14 protein-coding genes are annotated in these 15,986 nt (G+C 51.5%); 10 read left to right on the top strand and 4 right to left on the bottom strand.

The features are described 5' to 3' along the window. Positions 1-57: 57 nt before the first annotated feature. Complete coding sequence (gene gcvP / locus D4L85_RS06305; protein ID WP_119753504.1) at positions 58-2,949, bottom strand: aminomethyl-transferring glycine dehydrogenase; 2,892 nt, start codon at positions 2,947-2,949, stop codon at positions 58-60. 230 nt (positions 2,950-3,179) lie between these two features. Between gcvP and D4L85_RS06300 the strand changes: the two genes are divergently transcribed. Further along, the gene (locus tag D4L85_RS06300) at positions 3,180-4,694 is read left to right on the top strand and encodes a M28 family peptidase (protein WP_119753503.1); all 1,515 of its coding nucleotides are present in this window, start codon (positions 3,180-3,182) and stop codon (positions 4,692-4,694) included. Positions 4,695-4,795: 101 nt separating this feature from the next. Here the strand turns inward: D4L85_RS06300 and D4L85_RS06295 are convergent, their stop codons facing one another. After that, the gene (locus D4L85_RS06295) at positions 4,796-5,872 is read right to left on the bottom strand and encodes a mannose-1-phosphate guanylyltransferase (protein ID WP_119753502.1); all 1,077 of its coding nucleotides are present in this window, start codon (positions 5,870-5,872) and stop codon (positions 4,796-4,798) included. Between the two features lie 73 nt (positions 5,873-5,945). Next, entirely contained in the window at positions 5,946-6,914 is a 969-nt protein-coding gene (locus tag D4L85_RS06290; protein WP_119753501.1) for a KpsF/GutQ family sugar-phosphate isomerase, read from the bottom strand. Between the two features lie 69 nt (positions 6,915-6,983). Here D4L85_RS06290 and recQ point away from each other — a divergent pair, with 69 nt between their 5' ends. The 9 genes from recQ (at position 6,984) to D4L85_RS06245 (ending at position 15,531) form a co-directional block, all read left to right on the top strand. Further along, positions 6,984-9,170: a DNA helicase RecQ gene (gene recQ / locus D4L85_RS06285; protein WP_119753500.1), complete on the top strand. Its 2,187-nt coding sequence runs from the start codon at positions 6,984-6,986 to the stop codon at positions 9,168-9,170. Between the two features lie 110 nt (positions 9,171-9,280). Then, positions 9,281-10,567: a phosphoribosylamine--glycine ligase gene (gene purD, locus D4L85_RS06280; protein ID WP_119753499.1), complete on the top strand. Its 1,287-nt coding sequence runs from the start codon at positions 9,281-9,283 to the stop codon at positions 10,565-10,567. A gap of 40 nt (positions 10,568-10,607) precedes the next feature. After that, positions 10,608-12,056, top strand: coding sequence for a PSP1 domain-containing protein (locus D4L85_RS06275; protein ID WP_418219858.1), 1,449 nt, complete (start codon positions 10,608-10,610; stop codon positions 12,054-12,056). Continuing rightward, positions 12,053-12,535, top strand: a complete 483-nt coding sequence (locus D4L85_RS06270) for a gliding motility lipoprotein GldH (RefSeq protein WP_119753497.1) — start codon at positions 12,053-12,055, stop codon at positions 12,533-12,535. Before D4L85_RS06275 ends, D4L85_RS06270 begins: the two co-directional genes overlap by 4 nt. A 268-nt stretch (positions 12,536-12,803) precedes the next feature. Beyond that, positions 12,804-13,355, top strand: a complete 552-nt coding sequence (locus D4L85_RS06265; RefSeq protein ID WP_119753496.1) for an RNA polymerase sigma factor — start codon at positions 12,804-12,806, stop codon at positions 13,353-13,355. Then, positions 13,336-13,605: a hypothetical protein gene (locus D4L85_RS06260; RefSeq protein ID WP_160143570.1), complete on the top strand. Its 270-nt coding sequence runs from the start codon at positions 13,336-13,338 to the stop codon at positions 13,603-13,605. Before D4L85_RS06265 ends, D4L85_RS06260 begins: the two co-directional genes overlap by 20 nt. Before the next feature lie 4 nt (positions 13,606-13,609). After that, positions 13,610-14,290 (top strand): ClpP family protease, encoded by a 681-nt coding sequence (locus D4L85_RS06255; RefSeq protein ID WP_119753494.1) that lies wholly within the window; start codon positions 13,610-13,612, stop codon positions 14,288-14,290. Positions 14,291-14,386: 96 nt separating this feature from the next. After that, positions 14,387-15,106 (top strand): hypothetical protein, encoded by a 720-nt coding sequence (locus D4L85_RS06250; RefSeq protein WP_119753493.1) that lies wholly within the window; start codon positions 14,387-14,389, stop codon positions 15,104-15,106. Positions 15,107-15,117: 11 nt separating this feature from the next. After that, entirely contained in the window at positions 15,118-15,531 is a 414-nt protein-coding gene (locus tag D4L85_RS06245) for a DM13 domain-containing protein (RefSeq protein WP_119753492.1), read from the top strand. 30 nt (positions 15,532-15,561) lie between these two features. On the opposite strand, the gene D4L85_RS06240 is transcribed toward D4L85_RS06245, so the two are convergent. Further along, entirely contained in the window at positions 15,562-15,978 is a 417-nt protein-coding gene (locus D4L85_RS06240) for a nuclear transport factor 2 family protein (RefSeq protein ID WP_119753491.1), read from the bottom strand. Between the last annotated feature and the right edge of the window lie 8 nt (positions 15,979-15,986).

The raw sequence follows: 15,986 nt of genomic DNA, 5'->3' as shown, positions 1-15,986 counted from the left end.
AAAATAAAAAAGCCGCTTGATATTCAACCGGCTTTTTTATTTTTATTCCGTTCAGGCTTAGGCGCCCACAGTCTCTTCTTTCTTTTCGTATTCTTCCATCGGCAGACAGCTGCAAACGAGGTTGCGATCGCCATAGGCATTGTCTACGCGGCTCACGCTGGGCCAGAACTTCGCATCTTTCACATACGGCAGCGGGTAGGCGGCTTTTTGACGGCTGTAAGGACGGGTCCACTCGTCGGCCGTGATAACGGCTGCGGTATGCGGCGCGTGCTTCAACACGTTATTGTCTTTGTCGGCTTTGCCTTCTTCCACCTCGCGGATCTCTTTGCGGATTTGGATGAGCGCATCCACAAAGCGATCCAGCTCTTCTTTCGGTTCGCTTTCTGTGGGCTCGATCATCAACGTTCCGGCTACCGGGAAAGACACGGTGGGAGCGTGGAAACCATAGTCCATCAGACGCTTGGCAATGTCCTCTACTTCGATGCCGGCTTTTTTGAAGTCGCGGCAATCAACGATCATCTCGTGCGCGCAACGGCCGTTGGTGCCGGTATACAAGATCTTGTATTCGCTTTCCAGGCGGGCCTTGATATAGTTGGCGTTGAGGATGGCGTATTTCGTAGCGTTCGTCAGTCCTTCTGCACCCATCATGGCGATGTACGCATAGGAGATCGTGAGAATGCTAGCACTGCCCCAGGGTGCGGCGGAAACTGCGTGAATTGCTTTTTCGCCTCCGGTCTTCACCACGGCGTGGCCGGGCAGATAAGGTTTCAGCTTGTCGTTGCAACAGATGGGACCCATGCCAGGACCACCGCCACCGTGCGGGATACAGAATGTTTTGTGCAGGTTCAAGTGACAAACGTCGGCGCCGATATTGGCCGGCGAGGTGAGACCAACTTGCGCATTCATGTTGGCACCGTCCATGTAGACCAGTCCGCCATGTTGGTGAATGGTTTCACAGATCTCCGTAATGGCCTCTTCAAACACACCGTGTGTCGACGGATAGGTTACCATGAGACACGACAGCTTGTCTTTATATTGAGCAGCCTTTGCTTTCAGATCGGCGACATCAATTTTTCCTTCTTCGTCCGACTTCACCACAACGACCTCCATACCCGCCATCACGGCGCTGGCAGGGTTGGTGCCGTGCGCGGATGCAGGGATCAGTGAAATGTTGCGATGTCCTTCGCCGCGGTCTACGTGATAGGCGCGGATCACCATCAACCCAGCATATTCGCCTTGCGCGCCGCTGTTGGGTTGGAGCGAAACACCCGTGAAGCCCGTGATCTCTTTCAATGAATCTTCGAGGCTGCCGATCATTTCCTGGTAGCCCAGGGTTTGGTCGGCCGGTGCGAAGGGATGGATGTTGCCCAGTTCAGGCCAGGTTACGGGGATCATCTCCGCCGTAGCGTTCAGCTTCATGGTGCACGATCCCAAAGAGATCATGGAGTGCACCATAGAGAGATCTTTATTTTCAAGGCGCTTGATGTAGCGCAGCATTTCGTGTTCGGAGTGGTGCATGTTAAACACCGGGTGGGTAAGATAAGCCGACTTCCGCACCAACGATGTGGGCCAGCTCATCTCCTGGCCATTCACCGAGACGACCGAGGTCTTCTTGGATTGGGCTGAGGCGAAGATCTCCAAAATGGTATGGACATCGGCGGCCACCGAGGTTTCGTCAAAGGAAATGCCCACGTGGTTGTCGGCGAAGTAGCGGAAGTTGACACCGCGCTTCTCGGCTTCCTGCTTCACAGCTTTGGCATCGGCTACGGCGACCTTTAACGTATCGAAGAAATGTTCATTTTCCTGTTTGACGCCCAGCGCTTTCAAGCCGGTGTCAAGGGATTTGGTCAGACCATGAATGCGGGAAGCGATCTTGCGCAAGCCGTCGGGTCCGTGATACACGGCATACATACCGGCCATGACCGACAAGAGCACTTGTGCGGTACAAATATTGGACGTTGCCTTTTCGCGGCGAATGTGTTGCTCGCGGGTTTGCAGTGCCATGCGGTAGCCGGGATTCCCCGAAGCGTCGATGGAAGCGCCGATGATGCGACCGGGCATCTGCCGTTTGAATTCGTCTTTGGTAGCAAAGAAGGCGGCGTGCGGACCACCAAATCCCATGGGTACGCCAAACCGTTGGCTGGAACCCACCACGACATCGGCACCCATTTCGCCGGGCGATTTCATCAGCAGCAAGCTCATGAGATCGGAACCGACCACGACAAAGATCTCTTTTTCGTGAGCCGATTGAATGAAGGCGGTGTAATCTTTCACCGCGCCGTTGTCGGCCGGGTTTTGAATATAGACAGCAAACAGGGAAGGGTCGGAGATGTCCAGCGTATTCACATCACCCACAACCAACTCCACGCCGATGGGCGTAGCGCGAGTTCTCAACACATCGATGGTTTGGGGGAAGGTGTGCTGGTCAACAAAGAAGCGGTTCGCATTTTTACGCGATGCTTTGCGCGATGCCAGCATGAGGTGCATGGCTTCGGCTGCGGCGGTGCCTTCGTCGAGCAGCGAGGCATTGGCGATCTGCATGCCCGTCAGGTCGATGATCATGGTTTGATAGTTGATCAGCGCCTCCAACCGGCCTTGGGCAATCTCTGCCTGGTAGGGCGTGTAGGCGGTATACCATCCCGGATTTTCAAGGATGTTGCGCAGGATAACGCCCGGCGTGATGGTATTGTAATACCCCATGCCGATATAGGATTTATAGACTTTGTTTTTGGAAGCTATGGCTTTGAACTCCTGCAAAAACTGGTATTCAGACTTGGCCGGCGCCAGCGACAACGGTTTTTTCAATCGGATGCCTGCGGGAATGGTTTGGTCGATCAGGGCGTCGATGGAAGGTGCCTTGATCACCTTTAACATCTCTTCCACCTGGCGCGTGTCGGGCCCAATGTGCCGGCTTTCAAATTTTTCTGTATACAGTGAGTCTATTTTCATGGAACTATGATTTTCAATAGGTTAATGAGTTTTATACAGGAATACCAATAACAATTTGAGCACAAAGGTAATTCAGTAATTACACAATTAACAGCGGCTTTTCTATCTGGAAAAAAAGATTCCTACCCCGGCCGTAGCAAAGGTTTGTGGTGGCACCATTCCCATAATGCCATTTGCCGGTTTCCCCAAACGGACGCATCTTGACCCCCTGTTTACAAAAGACTATAGTAATGAAGAGGAAATTCAAGCTCTTGTTAGGTTTTGCATTGATTGCCGGCACATTCCGGGTGTCGGCGCAGGATTCGGTTGCTCAGAAGTTTGGGAATGCCATCAGCACGGCAGCCCTCAAGGAAAACCTGACCATCCTGGCCTCCGACTTCATGGAAGGCCGGGAAACCGGAAAGCGGGGTCAGAAGATGGCCGCCGCCTTCATCCAGGCACACTTTGAAGACATTGGCCTGGCGGGCCCGGTAAATGGAGGCTATCAGCAACCCATCAGCCTCTATGCCACCACACCCGGTGAGACCTATATCAAGATCGGCAAAGACCGGTACGACAATTTTAAAGATATCGCGCACTATGGCTTGGGCAACAGTGGCGGTGAAGTGACGCTGCCGTTGGTGTTTGTGGGCAATGCCACGGAGGCCGACTTCAACCAGGTAGACGTGAAGGACAAGGCCGTGCTCTTGCTCACCGAAAACGAATGGCTCACCGGCAACCGGGGAGTGTCCCTGGCGCGGGCCAAGGGCGCCAAAGTGATCCTAGTCAGCAACACCAAGACGAAAGAGGATTTCGCGACCCTGTCAAACCAGTTCAAAAATTTCAGCAAAGGAAGCCTCACGCTTTCCAAGCCGGCATCGGAAGAAAACCCCAGGGTTGGGCTGTTCATTGTATCACCCCAGATCGTCGACAAGCTGTTTGGCTTGACGATAGAGAAGCTTAAGAAGGCTGCTGCCGCCGCGCCCGAGAAGAACGCCATCAAAAAGATCAAGCCCTCCGAGATCACCTTTAAAGTTTCCACCGACATCGAAACGGTGAAAACCGAAAATGTGCTGGGCTATCTGGAAGGCACCGACAAAAAAGAAGAAGTCGTGGTGATCACCGCCCACTTCGACCACGTGGGTGTGAAAACGACAGGTACCGGCGACCGCATCAACAACGGTGCTGACGACGATGGCTCGGGAACCGTAGCCGTGATGGAACTGGCCAGAATTTTTTCGGAAGCAAAGAAGGAAGGCCACGGCCCGCGCCGCAGCATTTTGTTCATGACCGTGACCGGGGAAGAAAAAGGATTATTCGGATCGGACTACTACACGCAACACCCGGTGTTTCCCCTCGCCAATACAGTAGTCGATCTCAACATTGACATGATCGGCCGGAAAGATCCCCAACATAAGAACAGTCCGCCCTACCTCTATGTGATCGGCGCCGATAAACTCTCCACCGAACTCAATACACTGAGCGAAGCGACCAATAAGGCATATCTCAACCTGGTATTCGACTACACCTACAACGACGTGAACCACCCCGACCGGCTCTACTACCGCTCCGATCATTGGAACTTTGCCAAGAATAACATCCCGGTGATCTTCTACTTCGATGGCATCCACGAAGATTATCACCAGCCCAGCGACGACGTGGACAAGATCGAGTTCGATCTCCTCACGAAACGCGTGCAATGTATTTTCTACACGGCATGGGAAATCGTGAATCGCGACGCGCGCATCAGGCCCGATAAAAAATAGAGAGATCGATTGAATATCCGTAAGCCTGGGATGGGCGACTACCGTAAGTCCTCCACCCCAGGCTAGCCTATGAGGTAGGCCGACGTTGGATGTACTCAGATTTAAATGTAATCCTGCGCGTTTGGTTTCGCCTTGATGTCGTTGACGAACTTCCGGAACTGCTCTTCCTTATCTTTCTCCACCACAATGATCACATTCCCGAATTCACCGATCAGGTAGCCGTTGAGGCCCTGCACAACGATGAGCTTGTCGGGCGATCCTTTGATGATACAGTTGCGGGTGTCGTAGGTATGCGCGTTGGCGTTGATGACGTTGTTGTTTTCGTCCTTCGCCGAGATCTCGTGGATGGAAGCCCACGACCCTAAGTCGGACCATGTGAAGTTGCCCAGGCATACGTATACGTTCTTGGCCTTCTCCATGATGCCGTAGTCGATAGACACGTTTTTACATTGGGAATACGCGCCCAGGATGGCTTCCTTTTCTTCCGGTGTGCCCAACTTCGGGCGGATCTCGTCAAACACTTCGGCCATTTCGGGAAGGTATTGGTGGAAGGCGGTGGTGATGGCCTTGGCGCCCCAGATGAACACGCCCGAGTTCCATACGAAGTCGCCGCTCTCCAGGAATTTTTTGGCCAGCGACAATTCCGGCTTCTCCGTGAAGGTCTTCACTTTTTTGGCGAAGCTCTTTTCGGTGTGATATTGAATATAGCCATAGCCGGTCTCCGGGCGGGTGGGGGTGATGCCCAGCGTCATGAGCTTGTCCTGGCCCTGGGCCATATCGGCAGCTTTTTTGATGACATCCTGGAACACTTCCTCCATCATGATCAGGTGATCGGAGGGCGTTACCACGATCACGGCATTTTCGTTCTTTAACGCGATCTTATAGCTGGCATAGGCAATGCAAGGGGCGGTGTTCTTGCGCATGGGCTCGGCCAGGATTTGGTCGTCGCTTAATTGCGGGAGTTGCTCCCGCACCAATGCGGCATGTTCTTCATGCGTGACAACGTAGATATTCTCTATCGGACAGAGTGGAACAAAGCGGTCGAAAGTAGATTGAAGAAGGGTCTTCCCTGTGCCTAATACATCCAGAAATTGCTTGGGTTTGGAATTTCGGCTGTAAGGCCAGAAGCGTACGCCCACGCCGCCGGCCATCAGCACTACGAATAAGTTATGGTTCATTTAGTTAATGAGATGTAATAGGTTTTGCAAAAAACGCTAGTCGCAGAATCTTTTGAAAGTCTTTTCATGTATTTTACACAATTCCTTCTTTTAAAAGATCGTGTAAATGAACAAATCCGGCTATTTTTTCGCCGTCCATGACCACCAACTGTGTGATGCCGGCTTCCTGCATGTCATGTAAGGCTTTGGCCGCAAATTCATCTTTTTCAATTTTTTTAGGTGAGCGTGTCATAATGTCACGGGCCTTAACGTCTTGCAGGCTGGTGCTTTTCTCCAGCATCCGTCGCAAATCGCCATCCGTGATGATGCCCAGCAAATTTTTGTCGTTGTCCACAACGGCCGTGCAACCAAGTCTTTTGGACGAAATTTCGATGATTACGTCCTTCAGCGGCGCGTCGGGGCCCACGAGCGGTAGCTCGTTATGAAGATAGATATCGGATACTTTCAAATACAATTGTTTGCCCAGCGAACCACCGGGATGGTATTCGGCAAAATCGCGGCTCGTAAAATTACGAAGATCAAGGAGACAAATGGCAAGCGCATCACCCAACGCCATGTGGGCTGTGGTGCTCGTGGTCGGTGCGAGATTGTTGGGACAAGCTTCTTCTGCAATCGTTGCATTTAAAATGAAATCGGCTTGTTGACCAAGATATGAATTTACATTGCTCACCAAGGCAACAAGCTTTGATCCTCTACGTTTGAGTAACGGGACCAGCACTTTGATCTCCGGCGTGTTGCCGCTTTTAGAGATACAGATCACAATGTCTTCCGATTGTATCATTCCAAGATCGCCATGTATCGCATCAGCTGCGTGCATGAAGAGCGCAGGGGTTCCCGTAGAGTTTAGCGTGGCAACAATTTTATTGGCTACAATGGCGCTTTTGCCAACGCCTGTAATGACAACACGGCCTTTTGCGGAATAAATTTCTTTCACGCAGGCTTCAAAATTGTCGTCGATAAAATTGGTGAGTTGTTGGATTGCCAGAGATTCATTTATTAATACATCTCGTGCAATTTTTTTGATATTTTTTACTAAATTCAATTCCTTTTCAAAGTTAGCTTTGTCTACATGGACAAAGATACAATTTTAGGTTCTTATCAAGATAGTATGATGTTGGTCGAAGAGAAAGATGCACTCAAAGAGAGATTAAAAGAAATATTCGGTTACAGCCAGTTCCGCGGAAATCAAGAGACGATCATTCGGAATTTGCTGGATGGAAAGAATACATTCGTAATTATGCCCACCGGCGCTGGTAAATCACTGTGTTACCAGCTTCCCGCCATGCTCAGAGAAGGATTGGCCATTGTGATCTCACCGCTCATCGCGTTGATGAAAAACCAGGTCGATCAAATGAACGCGTACGGTGTCAACGCACGCTTCCTAAACTCCACCCTCAGCAAAGGCGAGATCACCCGACTGAAGAAGGATTGTATGAACGGCGTGGTGAAGCTACTCTATGTAGCACCCGAGTCGCTCAACAAAGAAGAGACCATCGACTTTCTCAAGAAGGTCAACGTCGCTTTTGTCGCGATCGATGAAGCCCACTGTATTTCGGAATGGGGACACGACTTCCGCCCGGAATACCGGAAGATCAAAACCATGATCCAAAACCTCGGCGACATGCCCGTGATCGCACTCACCGCGACCGCGACGCCAAAGGTTCAGTTGGACATTCAGAAGAACCTGCAGATGGAAGAAGCCGATGTGTTCATCTCTTCTTTTAACCGCAAGAACCTGTACTACGAAGTTCGTCCCAAGAAAGAGACAAAGAAGCAACTCATCAAATTCCTGAAAGATCACAAAGGCAAGTCCGGCGTGATCTATTGCCTCAGCCGCAAGAAAGTGGAAGAGATCGCCCAGCTGTTGAATGTGAACGGCTTCAAAGCCGCTCCCTATCACGCCGGTCTCGATCCCGACGTGCGTATGAAGAACCAGGACGACTTCCTGAACGAAGAAGTAGACATCATCGTGGCCACCATCGCCTTTGGCATGGGTATCGACAAACCCGATGTTCGGTTTGTCGTGCACTACGATGTTCCCAAGTCGTTGGAAGGATACTATCAGGAAACCGGCCGCGGCGGACGCGATGGATTGGAAGGACTTTGTTTAATGTTCTACAGCCATAACGATCTGAACAAGCTCGAAAAGTTCAACAAAGACAAGCCCGTACAAGAGCGCGAGAATGCGCGCATCTTGTTGCAGGAGATGGAATACTACGCCGAGTCACCAGTGTGCCGCAGAAGACAATTGCTGCACTATTTCGGCGAAGAATATACACAAGAGAATTGCGGCATGTGCGACAACTGCGTACATCCCCGCGAACGCTTCGATGGCACGGAAGCCGTGAAGCTCGTGCTGCAAACCGTGAAGCAAACCAACGAACGCTTCGGCCTGAACCACCTCGTGAACGTGATCCGCGGTGTGGAAGACGAATACGTGAAAAGCTATGGACACTTCGACCTGGCCGTTTATGGCAAGGGCGCCGAAGAGGACGCCGACTATTGGAAGTCGGTCATCCGCCAAACGCTGATCTATCAATACCTCGAAAAAGACATCGACAATATTGGTGCGCTGAAGATCTCCGAGAGAGGCGAGAAATTTTTGAAGAAACCGCATGCCATTGAGCTGGCCCGCGACCACGACTTCACGACGGAGGTAGACGAAGAAGAAGAATCGAACGACAAGCCCGTCAATACCAAAGCGTATGACGTGAAGCTGTTCGAGATCCTGAAGACCTTGCGTAAGAAAATGGCAAAGGAAAAGAGCCTTCCGCCATACGTGATCTTCCAGGACCCGTCGCTCGAAGAAATGGCCACGACCTATCCCACCACCAAGGACGACCTCGCCCAGGTGAACGGCGTGGGCATGGGCAAGGTGAACAAGTTCGGAGCTGAGTTCCTGGAGGTGATCCAGAAGTACGTAGACGAAAACGAGATCGAGACGGCCAACGAAGTGGTCATCAAATCGTCGGTCAATAAGTCAAAAACAAAGATCCTCATCATCCAACAGATCGACCGCAAGGTAGACCTGGAGGAGATCGCCGAAAAGGCACGGATCTCTTTTGAGGAGTTGCTGACCGAGATCGAGAACATTTGCTACTCGGGTACGAAGCTCAACCTGACCTATTATATAGACCAGGTGATCGACGCGCACAAGCAGGACGACATCCACGATTATTTCATGAACGCCGAAACCGACAGCCTCTCCGAAGCCCTCAACGACGGCTCCATGGCCGACTACTCGGAGGAGGAGGTGCGGATGATGCGCATCAAGTTCATGTCGGAGTACGCCAATTAAGCTCTTCCCACATATACTGACCTTCCGGAATCAACGCCGGAAGGTTTTTTATTGATTTTTTATTTCAAAGATTTCGCGGCTATCTTTGGGATTCAACCGAAATTGAATCCATGAATATATTGGTGATTGGTAATGGTGGTCGCGAACATGCGCTGGCTTGGAAAATCCGGCAAAGTCCCCTTTGCGAAAAGATTTTCGTAGCCCCCGGAAATGCGGGCACAGCCTCCATTGCTGAGAATGTAGCCATCGATGTAGACGATTTTGCCTCGCTGGGCAAATTTTGCACGGCCAACAACGTGCAACTGGTAGTGGTTGGCCCCGAAGGCCCCCTCGTGAAAGGCATCCGTGACTATTTCCAGAACGATCCCAGCCTCCGCTCGATCTTAATGGTTGGCCCCGACACCCAGGGCGCCCAACTGGAAGGCAGCAAGGACTTCTCCAAGCGGTTCATGCTCCGCCACAACATCCCTACCGCCAAAGCAAGAACCTTTTCGGCCTCCGACCTTGACCAAGCCTTTGACTATATCTCCAGTTGCAAGCCCCCCATCGTGCTCAAGGCCGACGGGCTGGCCGCCGGCAAAGGCGTGATCATCAGCCTCAGCCAGGGCGAAGCCAAGGCCGTGGTGAAGGAAATGCTCATCAACAAGCGGTTCGGCCAGGCCAGCGCCAAGGTGCTCATCGAAGAATTTCTCAACGGCATCGAGCTTTCCGTTTTTGTGCTCACCGACGGCAAGGACTATGTGATCCTGCCGGAAGCAAAAGACTATAAACGCATCGGCGAGGGCGACCTGGGCCCCAACACCGGGGGGATGGGCGCTGTTTCGCCCGTCGTATTTGCCGACGCGGCCTTCATGAAAAGGATCGAAGAAGAAGTGGTAAAGCCCACCATCGCCGGCCTCATACACGAGGGCATCGACTATAAAGGCTTTATTTTTGTCGGCATCATGAACGTGGGGGGCAATCCCTTCGTGATTGAATACAACGCCCGCATGGGCGACCCGGAGACCCAGGCCGTCATGCCACGGATCAAGAGCGACCTGGTGGAATTGCTGGTGGCGTCTGCCAAGGGCGAAATGAAAGGCAAGCAGATCGAGATCGACGACCATCACGCAGTAACCATAGCGTTGGTTTCGGGTGGTTACCCCGGGGATTATGAAAAAGGAAAAGTGATCCGCGGTCTAGAAAAAGATGGAAAGGCGCTCGTGTTTCATGCGGGAACAAAGAAACATGGCGAAGGGATATTGACAGACGGCGGCCGTGTGCTGGCCGTGTCGGGCAAAGGAAACTCGCTCACCGAAGCGCGCGACCAGGCCTATCAAACTGCCGCCCACATTGAGTGGGACGGACTCTATTACCGCAAGGACATTGGACAGGACTTAATGAACTATAAAGGATAACGTCATGGGATGCTCGTGTGGAACAACAAAAGGTGGAACCGTGACTGGCTGCAAAAACAACGGCGCCTGTGGCACCGGTGGATGCAACAAGATGAACGTATTCGATTGGCTGTCGAACATGGACATGCCGACGGAAGATAGATTTAACATCGTTGAAGTACGCTTCAAAAACGGTCGCAAGGAATTTCATCGCAATACAGAAAAACTTCAACTCACCACCGGCGATGCCGTGGTGGTGGAGGTGCCCAACGGTCACCATATCGGCTACGTGTCGATGCAGGGTGAATTGGTGCGGCTGCAAATGCAAAAGAAAAAAGTGGCCAACGATGGCGAGATCAAAAAGATCTATCGCCTCGCCCACCAGAAAGACCTCGAGAAATTTGAGGAAGTAAAAAAACGCGAGCTCCCCACGCTCTACCGCACCCGGGAGATCATCCGCGACCTGAAGCTGGACATGAAGCTGTCCGACATCGAATACCAGGCCGACAACATCAAAGCCACCTTCTTTTACTCTGCCGACGATCGCGTGGATTTCCGCGAGCTCATTAAAATACTGGCCGGCGAATTTAAGATCCGCGTGGAAATGCGGCAGATCAGCCTCCGCCAGGAAGCCGGACGATTGGGTGGCATTGGCGTGTGCGGAAGAGAATTGTGCTGCTCCACCTGGCTCAGTGATTTCAAGAACGTGGCGACCAGTGCGGCGCGTTATCAGAATCTTTCGCTCAACCCCAGCAAGCTTTCGGGTCAATGCGGAAGATTGAAGTGTTGCCTCAACTACGAGTTGGAGACCTACATGGATGCCCTCGAAGACATCCCGAAAATAGAAGGCCCGCTGCTCACTGAAAAGGGAGAAGCCACGCTGCAAAAGACAGACATTTTCAGAAAGATCATGTGGTTCGGCTTCACGGAAGAGAACACCTGGTACCCGCTCAACATCGAGCGCGTGAACCAGATTCTGAGCATGAACCGCGAAGGAAAAAAACCGGCCAACCTGGATCAGGATGTAGTGGCAGAAAAAATTCCTGTAGCCACGTTGAACAGTGACCTGGCGCGGATGGATCAGAAATTCAAAGGCAAGTCGTCGTCCAAGAAACGCAAAAAGAAAAGAGGCGGTGGTGGCAACGCTCCCGAGGGTAGCGCTCCGCAAGCCAATGCCGGCGGACCACGCGGAGGTAATCAACAACAAGGTGGCCCGCGTCCACAAAATTCGGGTGGAGGAAACCCGCAAGGCCAGCGGCCCCAGAACCAGGGTGGAGGAAATCCTGAAGGTGGACGTCCTAAGCAAGGAGGGGGAGAAGGAGGGGGTCACCGTAATCGCGGAAGAAATCATCCCCGTGGACAGCGTGGAGGCAACACCGGCGAGGGCCAACGCGGCGGCGATAATCCGCGCGGTGGCGGCGACAATAGAGGCGGTAATCGCGATCGGGGCAATCGTCCCCCGCGGCCAGGCAATCAACCCGATGGTAATCAACCCGGCAATCCGTCATGAGAGTAGTTTTTGCAGCATGCGTCCTGGCAGCGTTGCTGGTGGCGTGTGGCGATAGCCAGCGGGTGTATGAAGATAATACGGACTTCAACGAACGTGTTTGGATGGTGAAAGAAAAACCGAAGTTCGAGTTTGAGATCACCAACGTTCAACAAAAGTATAATCTCTACGGCAACATCCGGAACACCGTGTCGTATCCCTACGCACGGCTTTTCTATACCTATTATCTCCAGGATTCTACCGGACGCGAATTACAAAAGAACCTGGTGGGTGAATTTTTGTTTGATGCCAAGACCGGCAAGCCTTTTGGCAAAAGCGGTATCGGCGACTTGTATGATCACCAGTTCCTCATGTTGAAGGACTATCAATTTAAGTCGCCGGGCAAGTACTCCGTGACGTTCGAGCAATTTATGCGCATGGACACGCTTCAGGGCATCACGGCCGTGGGGTTGCGCATCGAGAAGGCTGAATCGGCAAAGTAAATTTCCTCCAGTCGAAGGATCAGAAGTGCCTCGCCGCTAAACCCTCTCCACGGCGTATTCAGGGCAAGGGGGAAATATCCATTTCAGCCATGAAACCTTTTCGGGTGCCAAGCGTGCCTATAAGGGTGAGCCCCGCCGTCAGTCGGGTCCGCATTTTGTCTCGTGTCGGCAAGCCTGAATCAAAGCCCATTCAAAGCTTCTGAAAAAATATTCATCCGGAAGCGGTGATAAATTCCTTTATTAGAGCACATATAATAAACACGGTTTTATGGAAGCATTGGCAATTCCTGTCGCCACCCTGTGTAGGGAAGCGATGGACTTCGAGGCGCTCTATGAAAGCGCCTTCCCGGGTGTGGCCCGGTTTGTCAGCAAAATGAACGGCTCGTTCGAAGACGCCAAGGACATTTTTCACGATGCCCTGGTCATTTTTCATGAGAAGCATGCGGAGGAGCATTTTAATATTCAATCTTCGCCCGAGGCCTACGTGCTGGGCATCGCCAAACATCTTTGGTTGAAGCGATTCAAAACATCGGGTCGGCACATTTCGCTGGATGCTATGGAAGCGTCTATTGCGATACCGGAGGATTACTACCCAACTGTAGATACATCGACGTTGCTACAGATGCTGGAGAGGACTGGAAAAAAATGCCTCGATATTTTACAGGCCTTCTATTATGAAAAGATGCCGCTCCAGGCGTTGGCACAAAAGCTGGGATTCGGATCTGTGCATTCCGCCACGGTACAGAAATATAAATGTCTCGAGAAAGTCAGGGATGAAGTAAAAAATAAATCCATTTCGTATGAGGACTTCCTTGAATGACATTCGCTTGGCAGAAAAGCACATTCTGAAAACCCAGGCGCCGGCCGAGTCACTTGTGTTTCAAGCGAGACTGATCACCGAACCGGCTCTGCGGTGGAATGTTTACGGGTTGCGAAAAATATACGACGTGCTTGCGCTCCGACAACGCAAGACCGTCAAGCGTAAAATGGAAACCATCCATAAACACCTGTTCACCCATCCCGCGAAAGCGGATTTTCAAAAACAGATTCTTCAACTTTTTAAATCCTGACCCCATGACTATGATACCGATGGTGATCGACAACAGCGGAAGAGGCGAGCGAGTCTATGACATCTACAGCCTCTTGCTCAAAGAACGAATTGTGTTCCTGGGGACGGGAATAAACGACGCCGTGGCCAACGTCATCGTGGCCCAGCTGTTGTATCTGAACAGCATCGACCAGAAAAGCCAGATCAGTCTCTATATAAATAGTCCGGGAGGGAGTGTATATGCAGGGTTGGCCATCTACGACGCGATGCAGATGATCCAGGCGCCGGTTTCCACGGTTGCGGTAGGGGTTTCGGCCAGCATGGGCACAGCCCTGTTGGCGTCGGGCGCCAAGGGGAAACGGTTGGCCCTGCCCCATGCCACCATCCACATGCATCCTACCGGCGGCGGCGCGCAAGGATACACCGAGGACGTGCGCATCGCCACGCGCGAACAGGAGCGCCTTCAAACCCAACTGTTCCACCTCATGGGAAAACACTCCGGGCACACCTGGAAAGAAATCGAAGAATATTTTTTACGCGACAAGTTTCTGAACGCCCCCGAAGCAAAAGCCTTCGGCCTCATCGACGAGGTGTTGGGCGACACCAGCGACGTGGTGTTGTTGCAGAATGCGGACGTTGAAGTGAAACTTTTTCAGCCTTCTGCCTTGACGGTGGGCGCCGGCAATCTTCTTGATCACTCGAATTAGCCATATTCGAAGCGATTTTCTGGAAACAGCACGTTCGTCGGCAAGCTGACAATCCATATCCCGTGGTTTTTTCACATTTGATGAAAGAACCCGGTCATGAAAAAAACGCACGTTTTTGTTTTACTCTTTGCGTTCTCATTTATGGCGCAAGGACAAGTCTTGCCCTCTCCAGGTGGGCAAAATTTTGCTGAGCTTGGTGTTGCCGCCGGCAGCTATCGCGGTAGCGTATCTGTTTCCTATTTCAGGAATTGGCGTATTGGTGCGAAGAAACGTATCGGCATTGGCTTGGGAGGGCGCGCCACGTCTTTTCTGGGAAAGAATCTCTATTACATTACGGCACCCGCCAGCCTCACGTCCGAAAGCACCAGCCCACTCATCCTTTTCAAAGAGAACATTGTGGCCAACATCGACAGTTTGCTTGTGAAAACTTCACAGGTGAATATGGTGAACGTCATGTTGAACATCGATTACCGGTTGAGCGAAAGTATCTCCGTCGGCTTTAATATTGATCTCTTGGGATTTTCTTTTGGTGGGCGGCAACAGGGCAATTTTATGAATGGCGCCAGCGGCAAAAATACTTCGGCTACGCCAACGCCTTTTAACATTCTTCTGGTGAGCGACAACGACCGGGGAAGCCTGAATTCAGAGTTGTATTTTAAATACCGTGTTCGCGAAAGGTGGTCGGCCAAGCTAGGTACACAATTTCTATTCACCGAATACACCACCGAAACCAAGGTGCAACAATACCCCGAGGCCAACGACCGCTTCAGGAATAAATCGCTTTTAGTCAGCATCGGAGTAGCCTATTCCCTTTAAAAATATACGATATGAAAAAATACTTTTGCTGGATGTTTTTTGCGTTAGCGTGTTGCCAGCCAGAGGCCGTAACGCCCAACGTCGTGGTGGATGATGATTTTGATACATCCACCGCAATGCTCATAAAGAAAGGGACGCTGGAAGGCATCAACCATACTGCCTCCGGCACAGCTTCCATTTATACGATCAACGGCAATAGTGCGGTGGTTTTAGATCCCTACATGTCAGAAAGCGGACCGGATCTTAAAATATACCTGAGCAAGGATGTAGATGCCGGCGAATACATTCGTTTAGGGAATTTGAAATCGACCGCGGGAAAACAAGTCTATGCTATTCCGAAAAATGCCGATTTGGCGGCCTACGGCTACGTGCATGTGTGGTGCGAGAAATATACGGTCGTTTTTGCCAAGGCCGAATTGAAATAGGGCTGAAATTTTCGGTGTGCATTCCGGGGATTATTTTTTGTCCGGAACGGTGATCATGTTTTTTAAAAGCCAACCTTGGACGCCATCCCAAACCCACGATGCCGTGTAGTGTCCCGTTGCCACGATCGTGTCTCCCTTGACAATAACTTTCTGAAAGTAGGTCCCTTCTTGCCGGGCGCTGTCATTCTTTATAACAATGGAGGTTGTCGACGACTGTTGTTGAAGCACATTAACGTCGCCGAATGTCTTCAAAAAAGCGCGAATGGAATCCCGGCCTGAAACGGCGCCTAATTTGCCGTTTAGTGTAAAGCAATCAGCAATGGAATCGGCGTCGACGCGGAGGATGAGTCGGTCATACTTCTTCATAGCCCTTTCGATCTCCGGTCTTCGATCGGTGCAAGCCAAAAGAAAAATCATACTCAGGACGATGATACCCCAGGCTTTCATTTTTTTTG

This window comes from Chryseolinea soli, assembly GCF_003589925.1.
In the GTDB taxonomy this organism is placed as follows: domain Bacteria; phylum Bacteroidota; class Bacteroidia; order Cytophagales; family Cyclobacteriaceae; genus Chryseolinea; species Chryseolinea soli.
Note: the sequence above shows the minus strand (reverse complement) of the source record. Positions and strands in the feature narration are given on the sequence as shown.

Bases quoted from the DNA above. Each gene is read 5' to 3' on its own strand.
- D4L85_RS06260 (WP_160143570.1), top strand. From the start codon at position 13,336: ATGAGGACTTCCTTGAATGACATTCGCTTGGCAGAAAAGCACATTCTG.
- D4L85_RS06255 (WP_119753494.1), top strand. From the start codon at position 13,610: ATGACTATGATACCGATGGTGATCGACAACAGCGGAAGAGGCGAGCGA.
- D4L85_RS06265 (WP_119753496.1), top strand. From the start codon at position 12,804: ATGGAAGCATTGGCAATTCCTGTCGCCACCCTGTGTAGGGAAGCGATG.
- D4L85_RS06245 (WP_119753492.1), top strand. From the start codon at position 15,118: ATGAAAAAATACTTTTGCTGGATGTTTTTTGCGTTAGCGTGTTGCCAG.
- D4L85_RS06240 (WP_119753491.1), bottom strand. From the start codon at position 15,978: ATGAAAGCCTGGGGTATCATCGTCCTGAGTATGATTTTTCTTTTGGCT.
- D4L85_RS06300 (WP_119753503.1), top strand. From the start codon at position 3,180: ATGAAGAGGAAATTCAAGCTCTTGTTAGGTTTTGCATTGATTGCCGGC.
- gcvP (WP_119753504.1), bottom strand. From the start codon at position 2,949: ATGAAAATAGACTCACTGTATACAGAAAAATTTGAAAGCCGGCACATT.
- purD (WP_119753499.1), top strand. From the start codon at position 9,281: ATGAATATATTGGTGATTGGTAATGGTGGTCGCGAACATGCGCTGGCT.
- D4L85_RS06250 (WP_119753493.1), top strand. From the start codon at position 14,387: ATGAAAAAAACGCACGTTTTTGTTTTACTCTTTGCGTTCTCATTTATG.
- recQ (WP_119753500.1), top strand. From the start codon at position 6,984: ATGTTGGTCGAAGAGAAAGATGCACTCAAAGAGAGATTAAAAGAAATA.
- D4L85_RS06295 (WP_119753502.1), bottom strand. From the start codon at position 5,872: ATGAACCATAACTTATTCGTAGTGCTGATGGCCGGCGGCGTGGGCGTA.
- D4L85_RS06270 (WP_119753497.1), top strand. From the start codon at position 12,053: ATGAGAGTAGTTTTTGCAGCATGCGTCCTGGCAGCGTTGCTGGTGGCG.